Raw genomic sequence first — 20,634 nt, forward strand, 5'->3', positions numbered from 1 at the left:
CCCCGGGAAGGCTCAGTGGATGACCCAGCTCATTACCCACAACCCCAGCACCAGCCAGATGATCCCAAGGATGATCGACGCACGCATGAATGCGCGGATGGCCGAGTACAGCAGCATCAGGCCGATGATCAGGGCCAGGATGCTGACCAGCGAGGTGTCCATGCCCAAGGTGCGCGCCAGGCCGTCGATGAAATTGCCACCGGCATTGGCCAGCAGGTTGAACAGCCCGCTCAATGCGTCGACGATGAAGCGAATCAACGATCCCAGTGCCTGGCCCAGCCACTCGAAAAAACCTTCTACATGCATAGTTGCTTCCTGATGAACGAGCCGGCGAGTTTGCCGTCCCAAAGCCTCTGGCCATTACCTGGCCAGGTCGGTTCCCGATGCCAAGCTTAGCGCGGCCACGCAGCCGTGCGGGCAGGTTGTTGCGCGCCGTGCTGCTCGGCCTGCTGTTGCTGGCTGGCCTGTTGTGGCTGGCAGACCGCATCTGGCCCCTGCCCATGCCGGGTGACGACCTGGCGCGGGTAGTGCTGGCCGAAGATGGCACACCGTTATGGCGGTTTGCCGATACTGATGGCGTGTGGCGTTACCCGGTCAGCCCTGATGAGGTTTCACCGCTGTATCTGCAGGCGTTGTTGACCTACGAAGACCGCTGGTTCTATCACCACCCCGGGGTCAACCCGCTGGCGCTGGCCCGTGCTGCCTGGCTGAACCTGCGCGGTGGGCGAGTGGTGTCGGGCGGCAGCACGCTGTCGATGCAGGTGGCCCGCCTGCTCGACCCGCACGACCGCACCCTGGCTGGCAAACTGCGCCAGCTGTGGCGCACGTTGCAACTGGAATGGCACCTGTCCAAGCGCGAGATCCTGCAAATCTACCTGAACCGCGCGCCGTTCGGCGGTACCTTGCAGGGGGTGGCCGCAGCCAGTTGGGCCTACCTGGGCAAGTCGCCGCGGCACCTGACCCCGGCCGAAGCCGCGTTGCTGGCGGTGTTGCCGCAGGCACCCAGCCGCCTGCGCCCCGACCGACACCCCGAGCGGGCACAGCGCGCACGCGACAAGGTACTGCAGCGCCTGGCGGAGTATCAGGTGTGGCCGGCACGGCAAATTCGTGAAGCTGCCGAAGAACCGCTGGTGCTGGCCCCACGGCAAGAGCCAGCGCTGGCGCCATTGCTGGCGCGGCGCTTGAACAGCGCCAACAGCCCACCGCTGATCCGCACCACGCTTGATGCGGCCTTGCAACGGCGCCTCGAAGACTTGCTGCTGAGCTGGCGCGCACGGCTGCCAGAGCGCACCTCTGCCGCCATTCTGGTGGTCGAAGCACAGACCATGGCCGTGCGTGCCTACCTGGGGTCGATCGACCTGGCCGACGAGCGCCGCTTTGGCCATGTCGACATGGTGCGTTCGCTGCGCTCGCCCGGCTCTACGCTCAAGCCTTTCCTGTACGGCATGGCATTGGACGACGGCCTGATCCATTCCGAATCGCTGCTGCAGGATGTACCGCGACGCTACGGCGACTACCGGCCCGGCAATTTCTCCATGGGTTTCAGCGGCCCGGTGTCGGCCAGCTCGGCGTTGGCGCTGTCGCTGAACCTGCCGGCAGTGCAGCTGCTGGAAGCCTACGGCCCCAAGCGCTTTGCCGCGCAACTGCGTATGGCGGGTATGCCACTGGCACTGCCGCCTTTGGCAGAGCCCAACCTGTCGCTGATCCTGGGCGGCGCCGGCAGCCGCCTGGAAGACCTGGTTGGCGGCTACGCGGCGTTTGCCCGGGGCGGCAACAGCGCGCAGGTACGCCTGCAACCGCAGGACCCGCTGCTCGAGCGGCGTCTGTTGTCGCCGGGTGCAGCGTGGATCGTGCGGCGTATTCTCAGCGGCCAGGCACGCCCCGACCGCGATCCGCATGCCGAACTGGTGCAGCGCCCGCAACTGGCCTGGAAGACCGGCACCAGCTATGGCTTTCGGGATGCCTGGTCGATTGGCGTGGGCCCGCGCTACCTGATTGGTGTGTGGATCGGTCGCCCAGACGGTACGCCGGTCGCCGGGCAGTTTGGCCTGGCATCGGCCGCCCCCCTGATGTTGCAGGTGCACGACCTGTTGAGCAATCGCGACAGCCAGCGGGGTATCAGCGTGCCAGTCTTGCCGGTGCCCGCCAGTGTCGGCGTGGCCGCGATCTGTTGGCCGCTTGGCCAGCCCATGGCCAGGCAGGACAGTAACTGCCGGCGCCAACGGTTTGCCTGGACCTTGGACGGCACCACACCGCCAACCTTGCAGGCCGCCGACCAGCCGCTGGGCCTGGGCTTGCGCGAGACGGTGTGGGTCAACCCGCATGGCTTGCGTGTGGATGGGAGTTGCCCAGGCGCCACGGCCCGCGATATTGCCCTGTGGCCGGCACCGCTGGAGCCTTGGCTACCGCGGATGGAGCGGCGTGCCGCACGGTTGCCGGCCATCGACCCAAACTGCCCGCCACAGGTACCGGCCAGCGCACCACCGCTGTCGATCGTGGGGGTGCGCCCGGGCGACAATCTGCGCCGCCCGGCCACCAGCAGCGAGCCTTTGCAGTTGCATGTTTCGGCCCTGGGGGGCGGCGGCCGGCGTTGGTGGTTCCTCAATGGCCAGCCGCTGGGGGAGACCCAGGGGCAGGACAGCCTGCTGCTGCGCTTGCCCCAGGTTGGCCAGGCCGAACTCAGCGCCCTGGATGAAAGCGGTGAGACTGCCCGGGTGGCGTTTCAGGTCAGTGAGTAGGTGCCCGACGGCAATGTGGGGCGGTAATACGCCCCGGGTACAGCAGGCGCCGGTCAGTGGGTAGTGAAGCGTTGATGCACTGGCGATGAGCTGGGCGTCAGCGCCAGCGCCAATTGGGTACGGTTATGCATATGCGTCAACCGCAGCACCTGCGACACGTACAGTTTGACGGTGTTCTCGGTGATCCCCAGTTCACAGGCAATCTGGTAATTGGTCTTGCCCTTGCTCACCAGCCGCGCGACCTCCAACTGGCGGGGCGACAGTTTCTCGAACGCTGCGGGTAGCTCGCTCTCGCTTTCTTCAGCATCCGTGGCACGCCGATGGGCGCCTTGGCCGCGGGCTTTCTCCAGCTCCTGATACAGCTCGTCCACAGACTCGGCCAACTCTTGCAAACGCTGGTTCAAGCCGCCCAGGTTGCGGAGGTTGCGCTGGCGCTCGAGCAAGGCCTGCTCCTGCTGGCGCACACCTTCGAGCAGTTCCTCAAGGTCCATGGGTTTCTGGTAATAGTCGGCAAAACCTGCGCGCAGGGCGCGGATCACGTCCTGTTTTTCCCCCCGGCCGGTCAGCATGATGGCCTCGAACATGCGTTGGCTGCCGTCGATCTCCTTCAAGGCGCGCACCAGCTCGATGCCGTCCCGTTCGGGCATTTCCAGGTCGCAGATGATGAGGCCGACTGCGGGGTCCGACGTATACCGCTCTATGGCTTCGTCGGTGGAATAGGCGGGTATGCAGGTGTAACCCGCGGTTTCAAGGTATTCACATAGCTGCTCGACAATGACCGGTTGGTCGTCGACCACCAATACCTTCACTTCACTCACTGGTCTGGACACGATCAACTCCCTGTTCGTATACGGCCCTGCTCCCGGGCCAGACGCTCTGGCAATGTAAAAAGTAGTCGCACACGGCGATTCTGTACAAACCCTGTACACATTGTCCGACCACAGGCATCGCTATTGGATCCATACGGCTGTCAGCAGAAAGCCGGTGAGCACATAGGGGACGAACGCCTGCTTGTCGCCCATTTCTTCGGTCAGGGCTTGCAGGCGCTTCTTGATCTTGGGGTTGAGCAGCAGCCATAGACGCCGACGGGCCAGCAGCCAGACCAGCACGCTGACCCCAGCGCCAATGAACGTGCCAAGCACGTATTGCGTGCCGCTGGCCAAGGCCAGGGCGCCCATCAGCTTGACATCATCGGCGCCGAAGTGGCCGTACATATAGCCGGGCAGGGTCAACAGCATGACGATGGCCAGCGCCCATCCGGCATCGCTGGCATCGGCCCCCATCCAGCTATGGCCAGTGGCGAACAGCCAGAGCAGGGCACAGCTGGCCACACCCAGGGTGAGCAGGTTGGAGATCTGGCGTTGACGCACATCCTGTTCGGAGCACAAGGCAAGCCACAGCAGCAGAACAATGCTTTGCATTGGCAGGTCGCCCTTCCTAAAAGTTGAACACTTTTACCCGGTCAGTCAGGTTTCCTTGACTGAAGATAGACCGGAACGTGCGCACGAGTAGGCCTTGCAACCGAAAAAGGCGTGGTCGGAACGGATTTTGTCGTAGCTGTCACCGGGGGCTGCGCTTGAGCCCCTGGCTGCTTTTGAAGGTTATTTCCGGCTACCCGGCGGGTAATTGCCCAGCACCTTGGCCACGGTGTTTTGAATGGCGCTGTTACGCTCTTCAGGGCCCGGTGGGTAGTTGTTCATGATCTGCTCGGCACTGCCGCGCCAGACCAGCTTGCCGTCACGGCCATCGAAAAGGTCGACCTGAATGGTGGCCACCTTGTAATCGACGCTGCGGGTTTCGTTGTACATGGGGCCACCCCAGTACCCGCCCCAATAACCACCCCAGCCCCCGCCGTAATTGGTGGTGATCTGTTGCTGGCGCTGCTCGACGATCAGGTAGGTGCGTACGGTCAGGTCTGGCCGCGCGCCGCCCTGCACCGGGCGCAGGCCGCGCTGGTCGAGCTGCTCGGCCACTGCCGTACGGATGCGCTGCTCGGTCAGGTCGCTCTTGATGCGAGGGTCATCCGGGCGGTACTGCAAACCTGGCTCCTGCCATGCCCAGCTGCGGTAGGCGGCAAAGTCGCGGCTGGCATCGAAATCCTGCTGAACGTTAGTGCTCGAGCAGGCTGCCAATACCAGCGCGAATGACAGTAGAACGAGACGGCGCAACATGATGGTTCTCCGTTGGCTATTAACTGGGAGGATAGCCGCTGAGCGCCTTGTGCACAGCATCGCGCACGGCGTTTTCGCGTTCGCGTGGCGAGTCCTTGTCGCTGCCGCTTTCGGCGCTGGCGCTCCATACCGGTTGGCCGGTACGCGCGTCGTAGAGGTCGATGCGCACCACCATCACCTGCACCTCGTAGGTCCGCACCACTGGCACGCTGGCATAGCCGCCGTAGCCATGGCGGTAACCGCCATAGCCCACGCTGCCGTAGGGGTAAGGGTCATAGGTGTCGTAATCGCGCACTTGCCGCAAGCGCCTTTCCAAGCGCATGTCGGCGCTTACCAGCAAGTCGCCGGGGCCGCCCCGCGCCGGGCGCAGGCCATGCTGGTCGAGGGCACCACCAACGGCATCGGCCAGGGGCGCCGGGTCGGCCCCCGCCGAGCCACTGGGCAACCGGCCGTTACGCCAGCTCCAGCTGCGGTAGCGCCCATAGTCCCGTGCCGGTGCCGGGTAGGCGCTGGCATCGAAGGTAGCGGCCGCCTGGGCCGGCGCCGGGGGCAACGGCCGGCTGCTGGCAACATACGGATTGGGGCTCTGGCAGCCAGCCAGGGCCAGCGGCAGCAGGGCCAGGTACAACAGACGGTATGGCATGTATTCCTCCCGGCAGGCCGCTCAGCGAGGGCGGCAAACCCAGTGCAGGTAGCGGCCGAGCCCGGCGAACCCAGGGTGGCGGCGGTAGGCCAGCTCCATCTCCAGCAGGTCGAGCAGTTCGGCCTTGGCCTGGAACTCCTTGGGCATGTAGTCGTGGAACACCCGCACACCGCTTTCACTTTGCACCTGCCACAAGGGTTCAAGGTGCGCCTTGAGCTCGCGTGGATCAAGCGGTTTCTGTGGCGTCAGGCTCTGCTTTTCACCTTCCAGGCGGTTGCTGCGCAGCTTGCGGAAATGGCCTTTGAGCAAGTTGCGGTAGACCAGGGCGTCGCGGTTGTAGAACGCCAGCGACAACCAGCCACCCGTGGCGGTGAGCTGGTGCAGCACGGGCAGGATGCTCTCGGGTTCGGCCAGCCATTCCAGCACAGCGTGGCACAGCACCAGGTCGTAGGGCTCGTTCAATTGGCCGAGCAGGTCTTGCCAGGGGGCCTGGACGAAGGTGGCCGTCTGGCCGGCTTCGGCAAAACGGGCCCGGGCGCCGTCGAGCATGGGTGCAGCCGGTTCTGCCAGGGTCACCTGGTGGCCACGTTCGGCCAGCCACAAGGCCATGTGACCCAGGCCGGCGCCGATATCCAGAACACGCAACGGGCGATCAGGCAGCGCCTCGGCCAGGTCGGCCTGCAAGACGGCCAGGCGGATCGCGCCCTTGGCGCCGCCGTAGATCTTTTCCGCGAAGCGGGTGGCCAGTTCATCGAAATGACGGTCGTTCATCGAGCGAAACGCCTCTCGCTGTCGGCCAGCTTGGCACGCACCACCTGGTCCATGTCCAGGCCCAGCTCACTGCACAACAGCAGCAGGTAGAGCACCACGTCACCGACTTCCTGCCCGGCGTGGGCCAATTTGTCGGCAGGCAGCTGGCGCGATTCGTCTTCGCTCAGCCACTGGAAAATCTCGACCAGCTCGGCCATTTCGACGCTGGCGGCCATGGCCAGGTTCTTCGGGCTGTGAAAGCCACGCCAGTCGTTGTTGTCACGGATCTGGTGCAGGCATTGGGTAAGCTCTTGCAGGTTCATCGGGGGTCTCCAAATGCTGCATAGCTTCTGCCCTGGCCCGATGCAAAGCAAGGGGCCGCCGCGTTGCGGCCCCAGGGCCCGGCAATGAGCCCTAGAGCTGATCCCAGCGGCCGAGCATATGCAGTATGCCCCCATGCCCATCCAGCCGCAGCACCCCTGCAGGCCCCGCCTCGCTGGCACTGAGCACCACTTCGGAGGGCAACCTGACCGGCTTGCGGAAAGCCACCTCAAAGGCATAGCCGCTGTGCGGCAGGTGCCCGCGCAATGCGGCCAGTGCCATGGCCTTTGTCCACATGCCATGGGCAATGGCCGTGGGAAAGCCGAACAACCGTGCACTGACCGCACTCAGGTGGATAGGGTTGTAGTCCCCGCACACCTTGGCATAACGCCGGCCGATGTCACTGTCGGCATACCAGCGGGTGGCCTCGGGCAAGCAAGGCGGTTCGTCGTCGGCATGCCCGCCGGCCTGGCCATCCAGCTTCAGCCCACGTACCAGCATGCGGCTGGTTTCACGCCAGAGCACGCCGATGCCATCTTCGGCTTCGGTCACCAGGTCGAAGGTGCCACCTTTGTCATGCGCCTGCAGGTTGTGCGCATACACCGCAAAGCGCAGCCCTTCGATAGCGCCCAGTGGCCGCAGCACTTCGATGCGATTTTGCAGGTGCACCAGCCCCAGAAGCGGGAAGGGAAAGTCACGGGCGGTCATCAGCTGCAATTGCAGCGCAAAAGCCATGACGTGTGGATAAGTAGCCGGCAGGCGGCCATCGTCGGGGAAGTGGCAAAGCCGCCGATAGGCGTCCAGGTTGGCCGGCTCAACCTGGATGAAGCAGCGCAGGCCATCGTCGGGCAGGTGCTCACCGCTGATCGTGCGCTTGCTGGCGGCACGCAGGTACAGGCTGGGGCGGGCAGCCGGGCTATGCAGGTCGTGCCATTGTCGGCTCATGGTCAGGCCCCCATCAGTGCCTGGCCGCAAACACGCAGCACCTGGCCGTTGACCGCCCCCGAGCCCGGCTGGCTGAGCCAGGCAATGGCCTCGGCCACGTCCTGCGGGCGACCGCCCTGGCCTAGCGAACTCAAGCGTCGCCCGGCTTCGCGCAGGCCCATGGGCATGGTTGCGGTCATGTGGGTTTCGATGAAGCCGGGGGCTACGGCGTTGATGCTCGCGCCCCGCTCGGCGAGCCTCGGCGCCCAGGCCTGGGCCAGGCCGATCAGCCCGGCCTTGCTGGCGGCATAGTTGGCCTGGCCGCGGTTGCCGGCAATGCCGCTGACCGAGGCTAACAAGGTTATGCGCGCATGTTCACCCAACGCGCCACCGTCAAACAGCGCCTGGGTCAGCACCTGTGGCGCCTGCAGGTTGACCGCGAGCACGGCGTCCCAATAGTCCGGGGTCATGTTGGCCAGGGTCTTGTCGCGCGTGATGCCAGCATTGTGCACAACGATGTCTATGGCGTCGGGCAGGGCAGCCAGCAGTTGTGAGGCGGCATCGCTGGCGCAGATGTCCAGCGCCAGGGCCTTGCCGCCAAGTCGGGCAGCGAGTGCGTCGAGTTCGCGGCTGGCCTGTGGCACATCCAGCAGCAGAACGTCGGCACCGTCACGTGACAAGGTTTGCGCGATGGCCGCGCCGATTCCGCGCGCGGCGCCGGTAACCAGTGCACGGCGGCCAGCCAACGGGCGGGTCCAGTCCTCGACCTGGCTGGCGCAGGCTCCCAGGCGCAGCACCTGGCCGGAGATGAACGCGCTCTTGGGCGAGAGGAAGAAGCGCAAGGCACCTTCCAGTTGGTCTTCAGCGCCGGGGCCGACGTACAGCAACTGAGCGGTTGCGCCATTGCGCAGTTCCTTGGCCAGCGAGCGGCTGAAGCCCTCCAGGGCGCGCTGGGCGATACTGGCCTGCGGGTTGTCGAGGCTTTCCGGTGGCCGTCCCAGCAGCGCGACGTGGGCGCACGGGCCCAGGCTGCGCAGCAGCGGCTGGAAAAATTCGCGCAACTGCTTCAGCTCATCGCTGTCGGACAAGTGACTGGCGTCGAACACCACGGCTTTGATTTTAGGCCCCAGGCCAGCGACCCAAGGCTCGCCCTGCAGGTGGTCGGCATTGAAACGGTATACGTTATCGGTAAGGCGCGCGGCGAAGGCTTCGACCTGGCCTGCCAGGGGGCCGCCGCCCAGCACCAGCGCCCCCTCCACCGGGCGCAGGCGGCCAGCCTGCCAGCGCTCCAGAGGCGCAGGGCGTGGCAGGCCCAGGGCATCCACCAGGCGGCGGCCAAGGTTGGAGTTGGCAAAACCGAGGTAGCGATCGCTCATGAGTAGGTCTCCGCAAAGGCAAGCTTGAAAGTGTGGACCAAGTTTGTGGCATGGTCGTTCGACCAGGGTAAGAACACCCAGGCAGTACGGTTCAATTTGTTTCAGGAGGAACAGGCATATGCGTTCACTTCGCCGGGCCGCGATCTTGGGCGGCAACCGAATTCCCTTTGCCCGCTCCAATGGGGCCTACGCCACCGCCAGCAACCAGGCGATGCTGACCGCGGCCCTCGAAGGGCTGATCGAGCGCTATCGCCTGCATGGGCTGCGCTTGGGTGAGGTGGTCGCTGGCGCGGTGCTCAAGCAGTCGCGCGACATGAACCTGACCCGCGAATGTGTGCTGGGCTCGCGGCTTTCGCCGCAAACCCCTGCCTACGACCTGCAGCAAGCTTGCGGCACCGGCCTGGAGGCGGCGCTGCTGGTGGCCAACAAGATTGCGCTGGGGCAGATCGACAGCGGCATCGCCGGTGGCGTGGACACCACGTCGGATGCGCCGATTGCGGTCAACGAAGGCCTGCGTCATATCCTGCTGCAGGCCAACCGTGGCAAAAACCTGGGCGAACGGCTCAAGCCTTTTCTGCAGTTGCGCCCGCACCATCTGCGCCCTGAGTTGCCACGCAACGGCGAGCCGCGCACCGGGTTGTCGATGGGCGAGCATTGCGAACGCATGGCCCAGGCCTGGAAGATTGGCCGGGCTGCCCAGGACGAGTTGGCGTTGCTCAGCCACCAGCGGCTGGCGGCTGCCTATGCCGAAGGTTGGCACGATGACCTGCTGACACCATTTCTGTCGCTGATGCGCGACAACAACCTGCGCGCGGACCTGACACTGGAGCAGTTGGCCAAGCTCAAGCCAGCCTTCGACCGCAGTGGCCAGGGTACGTTGACGGCAGGCAATTCCACGCCCTTGACCGATGGTGCGTCGCTGGTGCTGCTGGCCAGTGAAGAGTGGGCCGCGCAACAGGGGTTACCGGTGCTGGCGCACTTGGTCGATGGTGAAACCGCAGCAGTGGACTTCGTCACTGGCCGCGAGGGGCTGCTGATGGCACCGGCGTATGCAGTGCCACGCTTGCTGGCACGCAATGGCCTGACCTTGCAGGACTTTGACTACTACGAAATCCACGAAGCCTTTGCGGCCCAGGTGTTGTGTACGCTCAAGGCCTGGGAAGACGCTGGGTACTGCCGTGAGCGGCTGGGGCTGGATGCGCCGTTGGGGGCCATCGACCGCAGCAAGCTCAACGTCAAGGGCAGTTCGCTGGCTGCCGGGCACCCGTTTGCCGCGACCGGCGGGCGAATACTGGCCAACCTGGCGAAATTGCTGGCAACGGCAGGGAAGGGGCGCGGCTTGATTTCCATTTGTGCGGCGGGCGGGCAAGGGGTCACGGTCATCGTCGAGCGGTGAAGAACCGCCGTCTGTTTGGCAGGCATGCCCGCGCGGCAGGCGGCAGATATCCCGCAGGCGTTGATCGTAACTGTTAGGCTTGTCTGGTCAGCACTAACAGAAGCCGCCATGCCGATCATCGGACAACCCCGTCCCATTCCTGAACTCAAGCAGTTGCCCAGGCCACTGTACGCACGTGCCGAAAGCCTGGGCGCCGGTTCCTGGACCACACGCCACCAGCACGACTGGGTACAGTTCTCCTACGCTATCAGCGGCGTGCTGGGTGTTTACACCGACGCAGGCAGCTACTTTGCGCCACCGCAGTGGGGGGTGTGGATCCCGGCTGACGCCGAGCATGCGGTGGTGACCTCGATGCAGGCCGAGATGCGCAGCCTGTATGTACGCCGGGACGCCTGCCCCTGGGCTGCCCCGCAGTGTCGGGTATTGGAGGTGACGCCGCTGGCGCGTGAGTTGATCAAGCAGTTCTGCCTGTACCCAGCCGATTACCCTGAGGGCGATAGTGCTCAGGCGCGGCTGGTGGCGGTGCTGCTCGACCAGTTACGAACCCTGCCGGAAGTCGGCTTTTCCTTGCCATTGCCGCGCCACCCGGGTTTGCTGGCGCTGTGCAATGGCTTGATCGCCGCACCCGACCAGGCGCAGACCTTGCAGCAATGGGCGCGGCAGCTGGGGTGTTCCGAAAAAACGCTGATGCGCCTGTTCCAGCGTGAAACCGGCTTGAGCTTTCGCAACTGGCGCCAGCGCATGCGCTTGCTGTCGTCGCTGGCCTTGCTGGAGGCGGGGGAGAGCGTGACCGAGGCGGCGCTGGGTTGTGGGTATGATTCCACTTCCGCGTACATTGCGGCGTTCAAGCAGCTGTTTGGGGCAACGCCGGGGGAGTTGAGGCTCTGACCAGGGGTTGCCGGTGCTGGCCTATGTGTAGCTGAAGCCGCCCCGGTACGGGGCGGCCTGCACCGGCGCCTTGTCAGGTGCGGAACCTGCGCACCAGTACGTCCAGTTCATTGGACAACCCGGCCAGGCTTTCCGAATCCTGGCGTGCTGCCTGGGCCAACTCGGCCACCAACTGCGCATCCCCATGAATCTGGCTGATGTGGCGGTTGATATCTTCGGCTACCTGGTGCTGTTCCTCGGCTGCGGTTGCAATCTGCGTGTTCATGTCACGGATCACGTCCACCGACTCGCGGATCTGCCCGAAACTGTCGCGGGCCAGGCCGATACGGCTGACCGACTGCTGCGAAACTTCCAGGCTGGCGTGCATCTGTGCAGCCACCTCGGAGGTGCGGTTGGCCAGGTTGCCCAGCAAACCGTCGATTTCTGCGGTGGAGTCGGCCGTGCGCTTGGCCAGCGCCCGCACTTCATCGGCTACCACGGCAAAGCCACGGCCTTGCTCGCCGGCCCGCGCGGCCTCGATGGCGGCGTTCAGGGCCAGCAGGTTGGTCTGCTCGGCAATCGAGCGAATGGTGCCGAGGATCGACTGGATGGCATTGCTGTCACGCTCCAGTTGCTGGATCGACTGCGCCGACTGCTCGATTTCCTGGCTCAGGCGGTCAACGCTGTGGACCGCCGCATCGATCTGCTGCTGACCTTCACGGGCCTGTTGCTGGCCGCTGTCCGCAGACTGGGCCGCCTGGCTGCACGAGCGCGCCACTTCGTTGGCGGTGGCAACCATCTCGTGGAAGGCGGTGGACACCATGTCCACGGCCTCGCGCTGGCGGCCGGCCGCTTCGGCCATGTTGCTGGACACCTGGGTCGAGCTGTGCGAGGTGCTGAGGATCTTGCTGGCCGCCGCACCTATATGCTGGATCAGGCTGCGAATGGCACCGAGGAACTGGTTGAACCAGTTGGCCAGCTGGGCGGTTTCGTCGCGGCCGCGAATTTCCAGGCTGCGGGTCAGGTCGCCCTCACCCTGGGCAATGTCTTCCAGTCCGTTGGTGACGCTGTTGATCGGGCGCACGATCAGTTTGGCGAAGGCGGCGCCGACCACGGCGAACAGGGCGGCCAGGACCAAGGCGACCACGCCGATCAGCCAGGTAAGGCGGGTAGTGGTCTGCATCACTTCGCCTTGCTCGATCAGGCCGATGAAGGTCCAGCCCAGGCGCTCGTCGGGGTAGACGTTGGCCATGTAGCGCACACCATTGAGCTCGACTTCGACCAGGCCCTTGCCGGCCTTGGCCAACTCGGCATAGCCGTCGCCAAAACTGGCCAGTTGCTTGAAGTTGTGGCTGGCGTCGCGTGGGTCGACCATCACGTTGCCGTTGCTTTCCACCAGCATCAGGAAGCCGCTCTCGCCCAGCTTGATCTGCTTGACGATCTCGGTCAGGCCTTTGAGCGAAACGTCGATGTTGACCACACCGCCGGGGTTGCCCAACTGGTTGGCTACCGTGCGCACGGTACTGATGAGCACCGCGTCATCGGCAGCCCAGTAATAGGCGCCGGTGCGCACGGTCTTGCCCGGGTTGGCCATGGCCAATTGGTACCACGGCCGTGTGCGTGGGTCGTAGTTGACGAACTTCTGCCCGGCTGGCCAGCCGATGTAACCGCCGTCATTGACGCCGTAGGACACGTAGGCATAGTTGGGGTGCGAATCTGCCAGGCGGGTGAAGAAGTCCAGCACTTGCTTGTCCTGATCGCCCAGCTCGTAGGACGGGTTGGCACTCAGGAACTTGTTCAGGTTGCTGCCTGTGGCGGCCACCATCGGTTGCGCGGCCAGGTACTCGACGTTCTGGTTGATGCCCTGGAAGAAGATGTTCATCGCGTTGCTGACCTGGCGGATTTCCCGGCTGCTGCCGTCAAGGAATCCATCGCGGGCTTCGCCACGCAGGTTAAGGACCACCAGGGTGGCCACCAGCACGATGGGCAAACCGGCGATGACCGCGAATGCCCAGGTCAGTTTCTGTTTGATGCTCATCGACGCTCCCGGAATTGTTTTAGTCGACACACGAGGCAGGTAACCAGTGCATCGGCAGCAGCCGGGTTTTATGTAGCCGAAGCGCCCGTATTTATTGGATAAAGTCGTGATTGGTGACTATTCGGTCGTGAATGGACGCTTTTGGCATACCAAGCGCTAGTGGCAGCAGTTGCCAGCGGTGCCATTGGCTAGGTCGCTGAGGATCGGGCAGTCCGGGCGGTCGTCCCCTTGGCAGTGGGATACCAGCTCGCCAAGGGTGTTGCGCAGGCTGACCAGTTCCTCGATGCGCCGGTTCAGTTCATCGATATGCTGCATCGCCAATGCCTTCACATCGGCGCTGGCCCGCTGGCGGTCTTGCCACAGCGTCAGCAGCTTGCCCACTTCTTCCAGGGAAAACCCCAGGTCGCGTGAGCGCTTGATGAACGCCAGGCTGTGCAAGTCCTCGTCCCGGTACAGGCGGTAGCCATTGTCGCTGCGCGTGGCCGGCTTGAGCAGGCCGATGGATTCGTAGTAACGGATCATCTTGGTGCTGAGCCCGCTGCGGCGGGCGGCCTGGCCAATGTTCATTTTGCCTCCTGGGGGGCGCGGGCGGGTTTCCAGGCTTTCAGCCACAGCGCGTTGCTGACCACGCTGACGCTGGACAAGGCCATGGCGGCGCCCGCCAGTACCGGGTTGAGGTAGCCCAGTGCAGCCAGCGGGATACCGATCAGGTTGTAGATGAATGCCCAGAACAGGTTCTGGCGGATCTTGGCGTAGGTCTTGCGGCTGATTTCCAGGGCAGCGGGCACCAGCCGCGGGTCGCCGCGCATCAAGGTGATGCCGGCTGCCTGCATCGCCACGTCGGTGCCATCCCCCATGGCGATGCCGATGTCGGCGGCGGCCAACGCCGGCGCGTCGTTTATGCCGTCGCCGACCATGGCGACCACGCCAGCCTGCTTGAGGGCCGCCACAGTTGCGGCCTTGTCGGCCGGCAGCACTTCGGCGTGCACATCGTCGATGCCCAAGGCTTCGGCGACCACCTTGGCGCTACCCCGGTTATCGCCAGTCAGCAGATGGCTGCTGATGTGCTGCGCATGCAGGGTGTCGATGGCCTCGGCGGCCCCGGGCTTGAGGCTGTCACCAAAGGCGAACAGGCCCAGCACCTGTGTTTGCTGACCGCGTTCGATCAGCCACGACAGGGTACGCCCCTCGGCTTCCCAGGCGCGTGCCTTGTCGGCCAGGCCGCCGGGCTGCAGCCCGCTTTCATCGAGCAGGCGGCGGTTGCCCAGTGCCAGCTCACGGCCTTCGACACGCCCGGCAATGCCGCGCCCGGTGAGCGACTGGCTGTCGCTGACGCTGGGTACCTGCAGGCCTTGCTCGGTGCAGGCCTGCACCACCGCCTTGGCCAACGGGTGTTCACTGCCCCGTTGCAGGGCGCCGGCCAGGCGATGCAGGCTGGCGCTGTCGCCGACCAGGGCCTTGCTGTGGACTACCCGCGGGCTGCCCGAGGTCAGGGTACCGGTCTTGTCGAACACCACACGGTTCACCGCATGCGCGCGCTCCAGCGCCTCGGCATCCTTGATGAGGATGCCGTGGCGGGCGGCGACGCCGGTACCGGCCATGATCGCTGCGGGTGTGGCCAGGCCAAGGGCGCAAGGGCAGGCGATGACCAGCACGGCCACGGCGTTGATCAGGGCGGTTTCCAGCGCCGCGCCAGCCAGCCACCAGCCGAGCAGGGTCAGCAGCGCCAGTACCAGCACGGCGGGGACGAATACCTGGCTGACCCGGTCGACCAGCTTCTGGATCGGCGCCTTGGCGGCCTGCGCGTCTTCCACCAGGCGGATGATGCGCGCCAGCACGGTCTCGGTGCCCAGGGCTTCGGTACGTACCAGCAACCGGCCTTCGCCATTGATGGCGCCACCGGTGACGCTGTCGCCGGGTTGTTTGGGCACTGGCAAGCTCTCGCCGCTGATCAGGGCTTCATCGGCATGGCTGCTGCCATCCTCGACCACGCCATCGACCGGAAAGCGCTCGCCGGGCTTGACCAGCACCAGGTCGCCCAGGCGCAGCTGGGCGATCGCCACATCTTCTTCCCGGTCGCCAACCACGCGCACTGCGCGCTCCGGGCGCAGTGCCTCGAGCGCGCGAATGGCGCTGGCGGTCTGGCGTTTGGCACGGCTTTCCAGGTACTTGCCCAGCAGCACCAGGGCGATCACCACCGCCGAGGCCTCGAAGTACAGGTGCGGGGCCATGCCGGCGGGGGCCTGGGCCCATTCGTAGAGGCTCAGGCCGTAACCGGCGCTGGTCCCCAGGGCAACCAGCAGGTCCATGTTGCCGGCGCCGGCACGCACGGCTTTCCAGGCGGCGATATAAAAGCGGGCGCCGAGAATGAACTGCACAGGGGTGGCCAGCAGGAATTGCGCCCAGGCGGGCAGCATCCAGTGCAGGCCGAATGGCTGCACCAGCATGGGCAGCACCAATGGCAGCGCCAGCAGCAATGCTGCAGCCACTGCCAGGCGTTCGTTACGCAGGCGGCGCTGGGCGGTGGCCTGCTCGTCTATGGCGGCTTGCGGCACGCTGGCGCTGTAGCCGGCCTTGTGTACCGTTTCGATCAGCAGGTTGTCGTCGAGGGCGGCCAGCACTTCAAGGTGGGCACGTTCATTGGCCAGGTTGACACTCACCCGCTCCACCCCGGGCACTTTGCCAAGGGCCCGCTCCACGCGGCCCACGCAACTGGCGCAGGTCATGCCGCCGATCTGCAGTTCCAGCGTGCGCGTGGGCACGCCGTAGCCGGCTTCGCGTACCGCATCGACCAAGGCTGGCAGGCGGTCGGCCGGGGCCTGGACACGGGCTTTTTCAGTGGTGAAGTTGACGCTGACGTGTTCAGCGCCGCTGACCTTGCGCAATGCGCGCTCGACCCGGCCAGCACAGCTGGCGCAGGTCATGCCGGAGATCGGCAGGTCATAGGTGGTGGATGCGGGCATGGCTCTCCTCCTTGGACAGGGCTCCAGCATCAACCTTGCCATGCGGGGAAGGTCAATAGCCTAGATCGGCGCGCTTCAATTCCAGCCCATATTGACCCATGGTGATGCGATATTTGTTGATCTGGCCCGCCTGCAGGTTCAAACGTGTGCTGCGTTGGTCCTCGATGCCTGGCGCGCAACCCGGGGTTTGCCCAGGCAACCGGCGCAGGCGCACATCGACCGGGCCAGGCGGCAGGTTGAACGAGGTGGACTGCTCCTGAAACACCCGCCCGGAAAGCTGATCATTGAGGTACACCCCGATTTCACAGCTGGTAGCCACTTCCAGGCGCTCCCGGGAAATGATCAGTACGCTGTAGGCCGAGTTGTCCTCTGCGCTGGCCGGTGGCACCACAGCCAGTGCGCTGACCAACCCGACGACGCCCAATGCTGCCCTGAACATGAAAAATCTCCTGCTTGGCTGATCGTCAAAGGCGCAGCTTGGCCGACGCGCGTGCGGATTTCCACCCCAGCTGTTCCACACGGCACTTGACCTTGCCCTGATGGCAAGCTTGAAACTCGTGGAAAACCTGAAGGAGGCAACCCTATGCAAGTGTTCAATGTACAAGGCATGACCTGTGGCCACTGTGTAAAGGCCGTGACGCGGGCAGTGCAGCAGCTGGATGCGTCCGCCAAGGTAGAAGTCGACCTGGCGGCCAAGCAGGTGCGGGTGCAGAGTGAGTTGGTGCAGGAGCAGGTTCTGGCGGCCATCCGCGAGGAAGGGTATCAGGCTGAGGTGGGGTAACAGGTGTCGACCCGGGTTTTGGGTTGAGGCCCTGACGGTGGGGCCGCTGTCCGGCCCATCGCGACAGGGCCTAGGTTTGTTGCAAATGTTTTCACATTCCTAGGGGCGACAGCAGGTAGAATCATCTACTTGCTTAGCCTGCTATGGATTCCTGATGAACCTGCGAATGGTGCTCATCCTGGGCGCACTCAGTGCGTTCGGGCCCTTGGCGATCGACTTCTACCTGCCGGCCTTCCCGGCCATGGCGCAGGCGTTCGCCACCGACGAAAAACACGTCCAGGCCACATTGGCCGCCTATTTCCTTGGCTTGTCCATCGGCCAGTTGGCTTACGGCCCAGTGGCTGACCGTTTTGGCCGGCGCAAACCGCTGATGTTGGGCGTGACCGTGTTCACCCTGGCGTCACTGGCCTGTGCCTATGCCCCCAACCTCGACACCCTGGTGCTGGCACGCTTCGTCCAGGCCCTTGGCGGTTGTGCGGGCATGGTGCTGTCGCGGGCCATCGTCAGCGACAAGTGCGACCCGGTCGCCTCGGCCAAGGTGTTCTCGCAGTTGATGCTGGTCATGGGCCTGGCCCCGATCCTGGCGCCGATGCTGGGTGGGGTGCTGGTGAATGTGGCCGGCTGGCAATCGATTTTCCTTACCCTGGGCCTGTTCAGTGCCGCTTGCCTGTTGGCGGTAAGCCTGGGGTTGCCGGAGAGCATGCCTGAGGACATGCCGCGCCAGCCCTTGTCCGGCGCTTTGCGCCAGTACCTGCGCCTGCTGGCAGACCGGGTGTTCCTCGGCCATGCGGTGACGGGCGGTATCGCCATTGCCGGCATGTTCGCCTACATCGCCGGTTCACCTTTCGTGTTCATCAAGCTGTACGGCGTGCCAGCCGAGCACTATGGCTGGCTGTTTGGTGCCAACGCAGCGGGCTTTATCCTGGTGGCGCAGGTGAACGCCCGTTTGCTGGCCAAGCGTGGGCCGGCCTTCCTGCTGGCCCGTGCCGTGTGGTTGTACCTGGGGGCCGGGCTGGCGCTGCTCGCGGTGGCGGCGTGGCGGCCGACCGCGTTGTGGCCGCTGCTGGTGCCGTTATTCATCTGCATTGCCAGCCTCGGTTGCATCATCCCCAATGCCTCGGCTTGCGCCATGAGCGGCCAGGGCGCGCGTGCCGGCAGTGCCTCGGCGCTGATGGGTTGTGTCCAGTTCAGCGTGGCGGCGGGCGCAGCGGCGCTGGTGGGGCTGCTGCACGATGGCAGTGCCTTGCCGATGGCCCTGGTGATCTGCCTTTGCGGTGTATTGGCAGTCAGTGCCGCGGTACTGACCCGCCGTTTGCAGGCCAGGGTTCGCGCTTGAGCGGGTGCGGGGCGCGCAGGCGGGTTTCCAGCGTGGCGACAAAGGCCCGTGCCTCGGCCTCGCTGCGGAACCCGACCACATGCTGATCGAGCTGGACCTGCCAGGGGCAGGCGGGGTTTCGGCGTGAAGCGCTGACGACAATTTTCATCGCGGCTTACCTCCAGAAGGGAGCGGCATCAGTTTAGCGCTGCTGTTCTCGTCTGCCATGCGCTGGGTCAGTGTCCTGACTGGCGGTGCCTGATTGTGTGTTTGCCGGTTGCGCTGCAATGCCTGCAAGGCCGGGAAACGTTCGCTTTAGTTTGCGCTACTTGTAGTACCTGGCTGTCGGCTACGTCCGAACGTGCCGAAGGTTTTTTTCCTGCTGAGTTAACGAGCCCCCTGTCTCAACGGGCCGAAAACGCCTACGCGCAGGGTTTTCGCCGGTCGCGTCGGTCCTGTTCCCGCCTTGCAATGGGTAGGTATACCCAGTGGCTTTTTTACGAGGACTGGGCGGTGTGGGGCTGCCAGATTGGGCATTTCTGCGGCTTATACTGGCGATCCAGGCCAGTGCCAGCGAGAGGTGCTTCCCTGCCAGGGTTGGCCATCGCATCCACACAGTGAACTTGCAGGGAGTTACAGGGACATGAACGCAGTCAGCAGTATCAGCCAGATCGCCAGCCTGATGGCCGACCCCAAGCGCAGTGCCATGTTGTGGGCATTGATCGACGGCACGCCGCGCCTGGCCAACGAGCTTGCGATGATGACCGGCCTGACCTCGTCGTCGGCTTGCGCGCACTTGTCGTTGCTGTCATCGGCTGGGCTGCTGAGGCATGAAGCCCGTGGCCGCAAACGCTATTTTCGCCTGGCTACCCCGCAGGTCGGGGCGGCGGTAGAGGCGCTGGCCAGCGTGCAACTGGAAAGCGCCAGGGGGGAGCGGGCCAAGGCGCCGGTGTCACCGCTGCCCATGTCGCTGCGCCGGGCGCGTCGCTGTGGGGATCACCTGGGGGGCGAGCTGGCCAGTGAGCTATACCACCGCATGGTGGTCGCGGGCTGGCTGGAAGGCAGTGGCCGCCTGTTGATGGTCAGCGATGAAGGGCGGGCGCAGCTGGCCCTGGTAGGGGTGTACATCGATGCCTTGGCGCCGCACCAGCAGCGCGGCTGCGTGATCTGCCGCTGTACCGAGTGGAACGACCAGGCACCGCACCTGGGGGGCGTGTTGGGCCAGGCCTTGTTCAGGCTGTTCCTGCAATCTGGCTGGATGCGCGAGGCCGAGGACACGCGGGCATTGCATATCTCGGCGCTGGGCATCCAGCAGATCAACCGCATAGCCCGCGTTGCCACCTTGCAGGTGGGTTGAGCCGCGCGTCAGGACAGCCTGGCGTCCAGGCTGTTCTGGGCCAGGCGGCGGGCCTGGTCTTCGGTCATGCCCAGGTGAGTGTGCAGGGCGTGGAAGTTTTCCGTGACGTAGCCGCCGAAGTACGCCGGGTCGTCCGAGTTCACCGTGACCTTCACGCCACGCTCGAGCATGTCGAGGATGTTGTGCTGGCTCATGTGGTCGAACACGCAGAGCTTGGTGTTGGACAGCGGGCACACGGTCAACGGGATCTGTTCGTCGATGATGCGCTGCATCAGCCGCTCGTCTTCGATGGCGCGTACGCCGTGGTCGATTCGCTTGATCTGCAGCAGGTCCAGCGCCTCCCAGATGTACTCGGGCGGGCCTTCTTCGCCAGCGTGGGCGACGGCAACCAGGCCTTCGCTCCGCGCGCGGTCGAATACACGCTGGAACTTGCTGGGTGGGTGGCCCATTTCCGAGCTGTCCAGGCCAACGGCAATGAACGCATCGCGGAAGGGCAGCGCCTGGTCGAGGGTTTTTTGTGCCTCCTCTTCACTCAGGTGGCGCAGGAAGCTCAGGATAAGGCCACTGCTGATGCCCAACTGCTCGCGGCCATCCTTGAGCGCCTGGTTGATACCGTTGAGCACCACTTCAAAGGGGATACCCCGGTCGGTGTGGGTTTGCGGGTCGTAGAACGGCTCGGTATGGATCACGTTCTGCGCCTTGCAGCGCTGCAGGTAGGCCCAGGTCAGGTCATAGAAGTCCTGCTCGGTGCGCAATACATCGGCGCCCTGGTAATACAGGTCCAGGAACTCCTGGAGGTTGTTGAAGGCATAGGCCCCGCGCAGGGTTTCCACATCGGCCCATGGCAGGGCGATCTTGTTGCGCTCGGCCAGGGCGAACAGCAGCTCAGGCTCCAGCGAGCCTTCGAGGTGCAGGTGCAGCTCCGCCTTGGGCAGGGCGTTCAACCAGTCATACATAAGGGCATATCTCGATCAGGTACGGTTGCCGGCATTCT

At 64.8% G+C, this 20,634-nt stretch carries 21 protein-coding genes; 6 read left to right on the forward strand and 15 right to left on the reverse strand.

Annotation, left to right across the window (positions count from 1 at the left end; all coding sequences use genetic code 11):
- Nucleotides 1-12: 12 nt before the first annotated feature.
- Nucleotides 13-306 (reverse strand): hypothetical protein, encoded by a 294-nt coding sequence (locus FPB55_RS02890; RefSeq protein WP_009685776.1) that lies wholly within the window; start codon nucleotides 304-306, stop codon nucleotides 13-15.
- A gap of 77 nt (nucleotides 307-383) precedes the next feature.
- Here FPB55_RS02890 and pbpC point away from each other — a divergent pair, with 77 nt between their 5' ends.
- Nucleotides 384-2,738 carry a peptidoglycan glycosyltransferase PbpC gene (gene pbpC, locus FPB55_RS02895; protein WP_009685777.1) on the forward strand — a complete coding sequence of 785 codons (2,355 nt, stop codon included), beginning with the start codon at nucleotides 384-386 and terminating at the stop codon, nucleotides 2,736-2,738.
- 53 nt (nucleotides 2,739-2,791) lie between these two features.
- On the opposite strand, the gene FPB55_RS02900 is transcribed toward pbpC, so the two are convergent.
- The 8 genes from FPB55_RS02900 to FPB55_RS02935 form a co-directional block, all read right to left on the reverse strand.
- Nucleotides 2,792-3,568 carry a response regulator transcription factor gene (locus tag FPB55_RS02900; protein WP_144187499.1) on the reverse strand — a complete coding sequence of 259 codons (777 nt, stop codon included), beginning with the start codon at nucleotides 3,566-3,568 and terminating at the stop codon, nucleotides 2,792-2,794.
- A 120-nt stretch (nucleotides 3,569-3,688) separates the two neighbouring features.
- On the reverse strand, nucleotides 3,689-4,159 hold the full coding sequence (locus tag FPB55_RS02905) for an A24 family peptidase (RefSeq protein WP_009685779.1): 471 nt from the start codon (nucleotides 4,157-4,159) through the stop codon (nucleotides 3,689-3,691).
- A 180-nt stretch (nucleotides 4,160-4,339) separates the two neighbouring features.
- A complete protein-coding gene (locus FPB55_RS02910) occupies nucleotides 4,340-4,909 on the reverse strand; it encodes a DUF4136 domain-containing protein (RefSeq protein ID WP_047149811.1) in 570 nt (189 codons plus the stop codon).
- Between the two features lie 19 nt (nucleotides 4,910-4,928).
- Nucleotides 4,929-5,552 carry a DUF4136 domain-containing protein gene (locus FPB55_RS02915; RefSeq protein WP_047149812.1) on the reverse strand — a complete coding sequence of 208 codons (624 nt, stop codon included), beginning with the start codon at nucleotides 5,550-5,552 and terminating at the stop codon, nucleotides 4,929-4,931.
- 21 nt (nucleotides 5,553-5,573) lie between these two features.
- Nucleotides 5,574-6,323: a methyltransferase domain-containing protein gene (locus FPB55_RS02920; RefSeq protein WP_009685783.1), complete on the reverse strand. Its 750-nt coding sequence runs from the start codon at nucleotides 6,321-6,323 to the stop codon at nucleotides 5,574-5,576.
- Nucleotides 6,320-6,625 carry a MazG-like family protein gene (locus FPB55_RS02925; RefSeq protein WP_144187501.1) on the reverse strand — a complete coding sequence of 102 codons (306 nt, stop codon included), beginning with the start codon at nucleotides 6,623-6,625 and terminating at the stop codon, nucleotides 6,320-6,322. The genes FPB55_RS02920 and FPB55_RS02925 overlap by 4 nt, the downstream gene beginning before the upstream one ends.
- A gap of 91 nt (nucleotides 6,626-6,716) precedes the next feature.
- A complete protein-coding gene (locus FPB55_RS02930) occupies nucleotides 6,717-7,568 on the reverse strand; it encodes a MaoC/PaaZ C-terminal domain-containing protein (RefSeq protein WP_009685785.1) in 852 nt (283 codons plus the stop codon).
- Between the two features lie 2 nt (nucleotides 7,569-7,570).
- On the reverse strand, nucleotides 7,571-8,923 hold the full coding sequence (locus FPB55_RS02935; protein ID WP_125854950.1) for a 3-oxoacyl-ACP reductase: 1,353 nt from the start codon (nucleotides 8,921-8,923) through the stop codon (nucleotides 7,571-7,573).
- Between the two features lie 118 nt (nucleotides 8,924-9,041).
- Here FPB55_RS02935 and FPB55_RS02940 point away from each other — a divergent pair, with 118 nt between their 5' ends.
- Nucleotides 9,042-10,319: an acetyl-CoA C-acetyltransferase gene (locus tag FPB55_RS02940; RefSeq protein WP_125854951.1), complete on the forward strand. Its 1,278-nt coding sequence runs from the start codon at nucleotides 9,042-9,044 to the stop codon at nucleotides 10,317-10,319.
- A 108-nt stretch (nucleotides 10,320-10,427) separates the two neighbouring features.
- Complete coding sequence (locus FPB55_RS02945; RefSeq protein WP_009685789.1) at nucleotides 10,428-11,207, forward strand: helix-turn-helix transcriptional regulator; 780 nt, start codon at nucleotides 10,428-10,430, stop codon at nucleotides 11,205-11,207.
- 73 nt (nucleotides 11,208-11,280) lie between these two features.
- Here the strand turns inward: FPB55_RS02945 and FPB55_RS02950 are convergent, their stop codons facing one another.
- From FPB55_RS02950 to FPB55_RS02965, 4 genes are all read right to left on the reverse strand, one after another.
- Nucleotides 11,281-13,224: a methyl-accepting chemotaxis protein gene (locus tag FPB55_RS02950; protein ID WP_115293333.1), complete on the reverse strand. Its 1,944-nt coding sequence runs from the start codon at nucleotides 13,222-13,224 to the stop codon at nucleotides 11,281-11,283.
- Between the two features lie 156 nt (nucleotides 13,225-13,380).
- Nucleotides 13,381-13,791 (reverse strand): Cu(I)-responsive transcriptional regulator, encoded by a 411-nt coding sequence (gene cueR, locus FPB55_RS02955; RefSeq protein ID WP_009685791.1) that lies wholly within the window; start codon nucleotides 13,789-13,791, stop codon nucleotides 13,381-13,383.
- Complete coding sequence (locus FPB55_RS02960; RefSeq protein WP_144187503.1) at nucleotides 13,788-16,187, reverse strand: heavy metal translocating P-type ATPase; 2,400 nt, start codon at nucleotides 16,185-16,187, stop codon at nucleotides 13,788-13,790. Before FPB55_RS02960 ends, cueR begins: the two co-directional genes overlap by 4 nt.
- 52 nt (nucleotides 16,188-16,239) lie before the next feature.
- The gene (locus FPB55_RS02965) at nucleotides 16,240-16,626 is read right to left on the reverse strand and encodes a hypothetical protein (protein WP_029885175.1); all 387 of its coding nucleotides are present in this window, start codon (nucleotides 16,624-16,626) and stop codon (nucleotides 16,240-16,242) included.
- Between the two features lie 144 nt (nucleotides 16,627-16,770).
- Between FPB55_RS02965 and FPB55_RS02970 the strand changes: the two genes are divergently transcribed.
- Nucleotides 16,771-16,968, forward strand: a complete 198-nt coding sequence (locus FPB55_RS02970) for a cation transporter (RefSeq protein ID WP_009685795.1) — start codon at nucleotides 16,771-16,773, stop codon at nucleotides 16,966-16,968.
- Between the two features lie 154 nt (nucleotides 16,969-17,122).
- A complete protein-coding gene (locus tag FPB55_RS02975) occupies nucleotides 17,123-18,304 on the forward strand; it encodes a multidrug effflux MFS transporter (RefSeq protein WP_144187505.1) in 1,182 nt (393 codons plus the stop codon).
- Here the strand turns inward: FPB55_RS02975 and FPB55_RS26465 are convergent.
- The gene (locus FPB55_RS26465; protein WP_080709162.1) at nucleotides 18,255-18,452 is read right to left on the reverse strand and encodes a hypothetical protein; all 198 of its coding nucleotides are present in this window, start codon (nucleotides 18,450-18,452) and stop codon (nucleotides 18,255-18,257) included. The genes FPB55_RS02975 and FPB55_RS26465 overlap by 50 nt on opposite strands.
- Nucleotides 18,453-18,926: 474 nt before the next feature.
- Between FPB55_RS26465 and FPB55_RS02985 the strand changes: the two genes are divergently transcribed.
- Nucleotides 18,927-19,640: a helix-turn-helix transcriptional regulator gene (locus FPB55_RS02985; protein ID WP_009685798.1), complete on the forward strand. Its 714-nt coding sequence runs from the start codon at nucleotides 18,927-18,929 to the stop codon at nucleotides 19,638-19,640.
- An 8-nt stretch (nucleotides 19,641-19,648) separates the two neighbouring features.
- On the opposite strand, the gene FPB55_RS02990 is transcribed toward FPB55_RS02985, so the two are convergent.
- Nucleotides 19,649-20,596: an adenosine deaminase gene (locus tag FPB55_RS02990; RefSeq protein ID WP_009685799.1), complete on the reverse strand. Its 948-nt coding sequence runs from the start codon at nucleotides 20,594-20,596 to the stop codon at nucleotides 19,649-19,651.
- Between the last annotated feature and the right edge of the window lie 38 nt (nucleotides 20,597-20,634).

Origin of the sequence: Pseudomonas sp. BJP69, assembly GCF_007633355.1 — a bacterium.
GTDB lineage: Bacteria > Pseudomonadota > Gammaproteobacteria > Pseudomonadales > Pseudomonadaceae > Aquipseudomonas > Aquipseudomonas juntendi.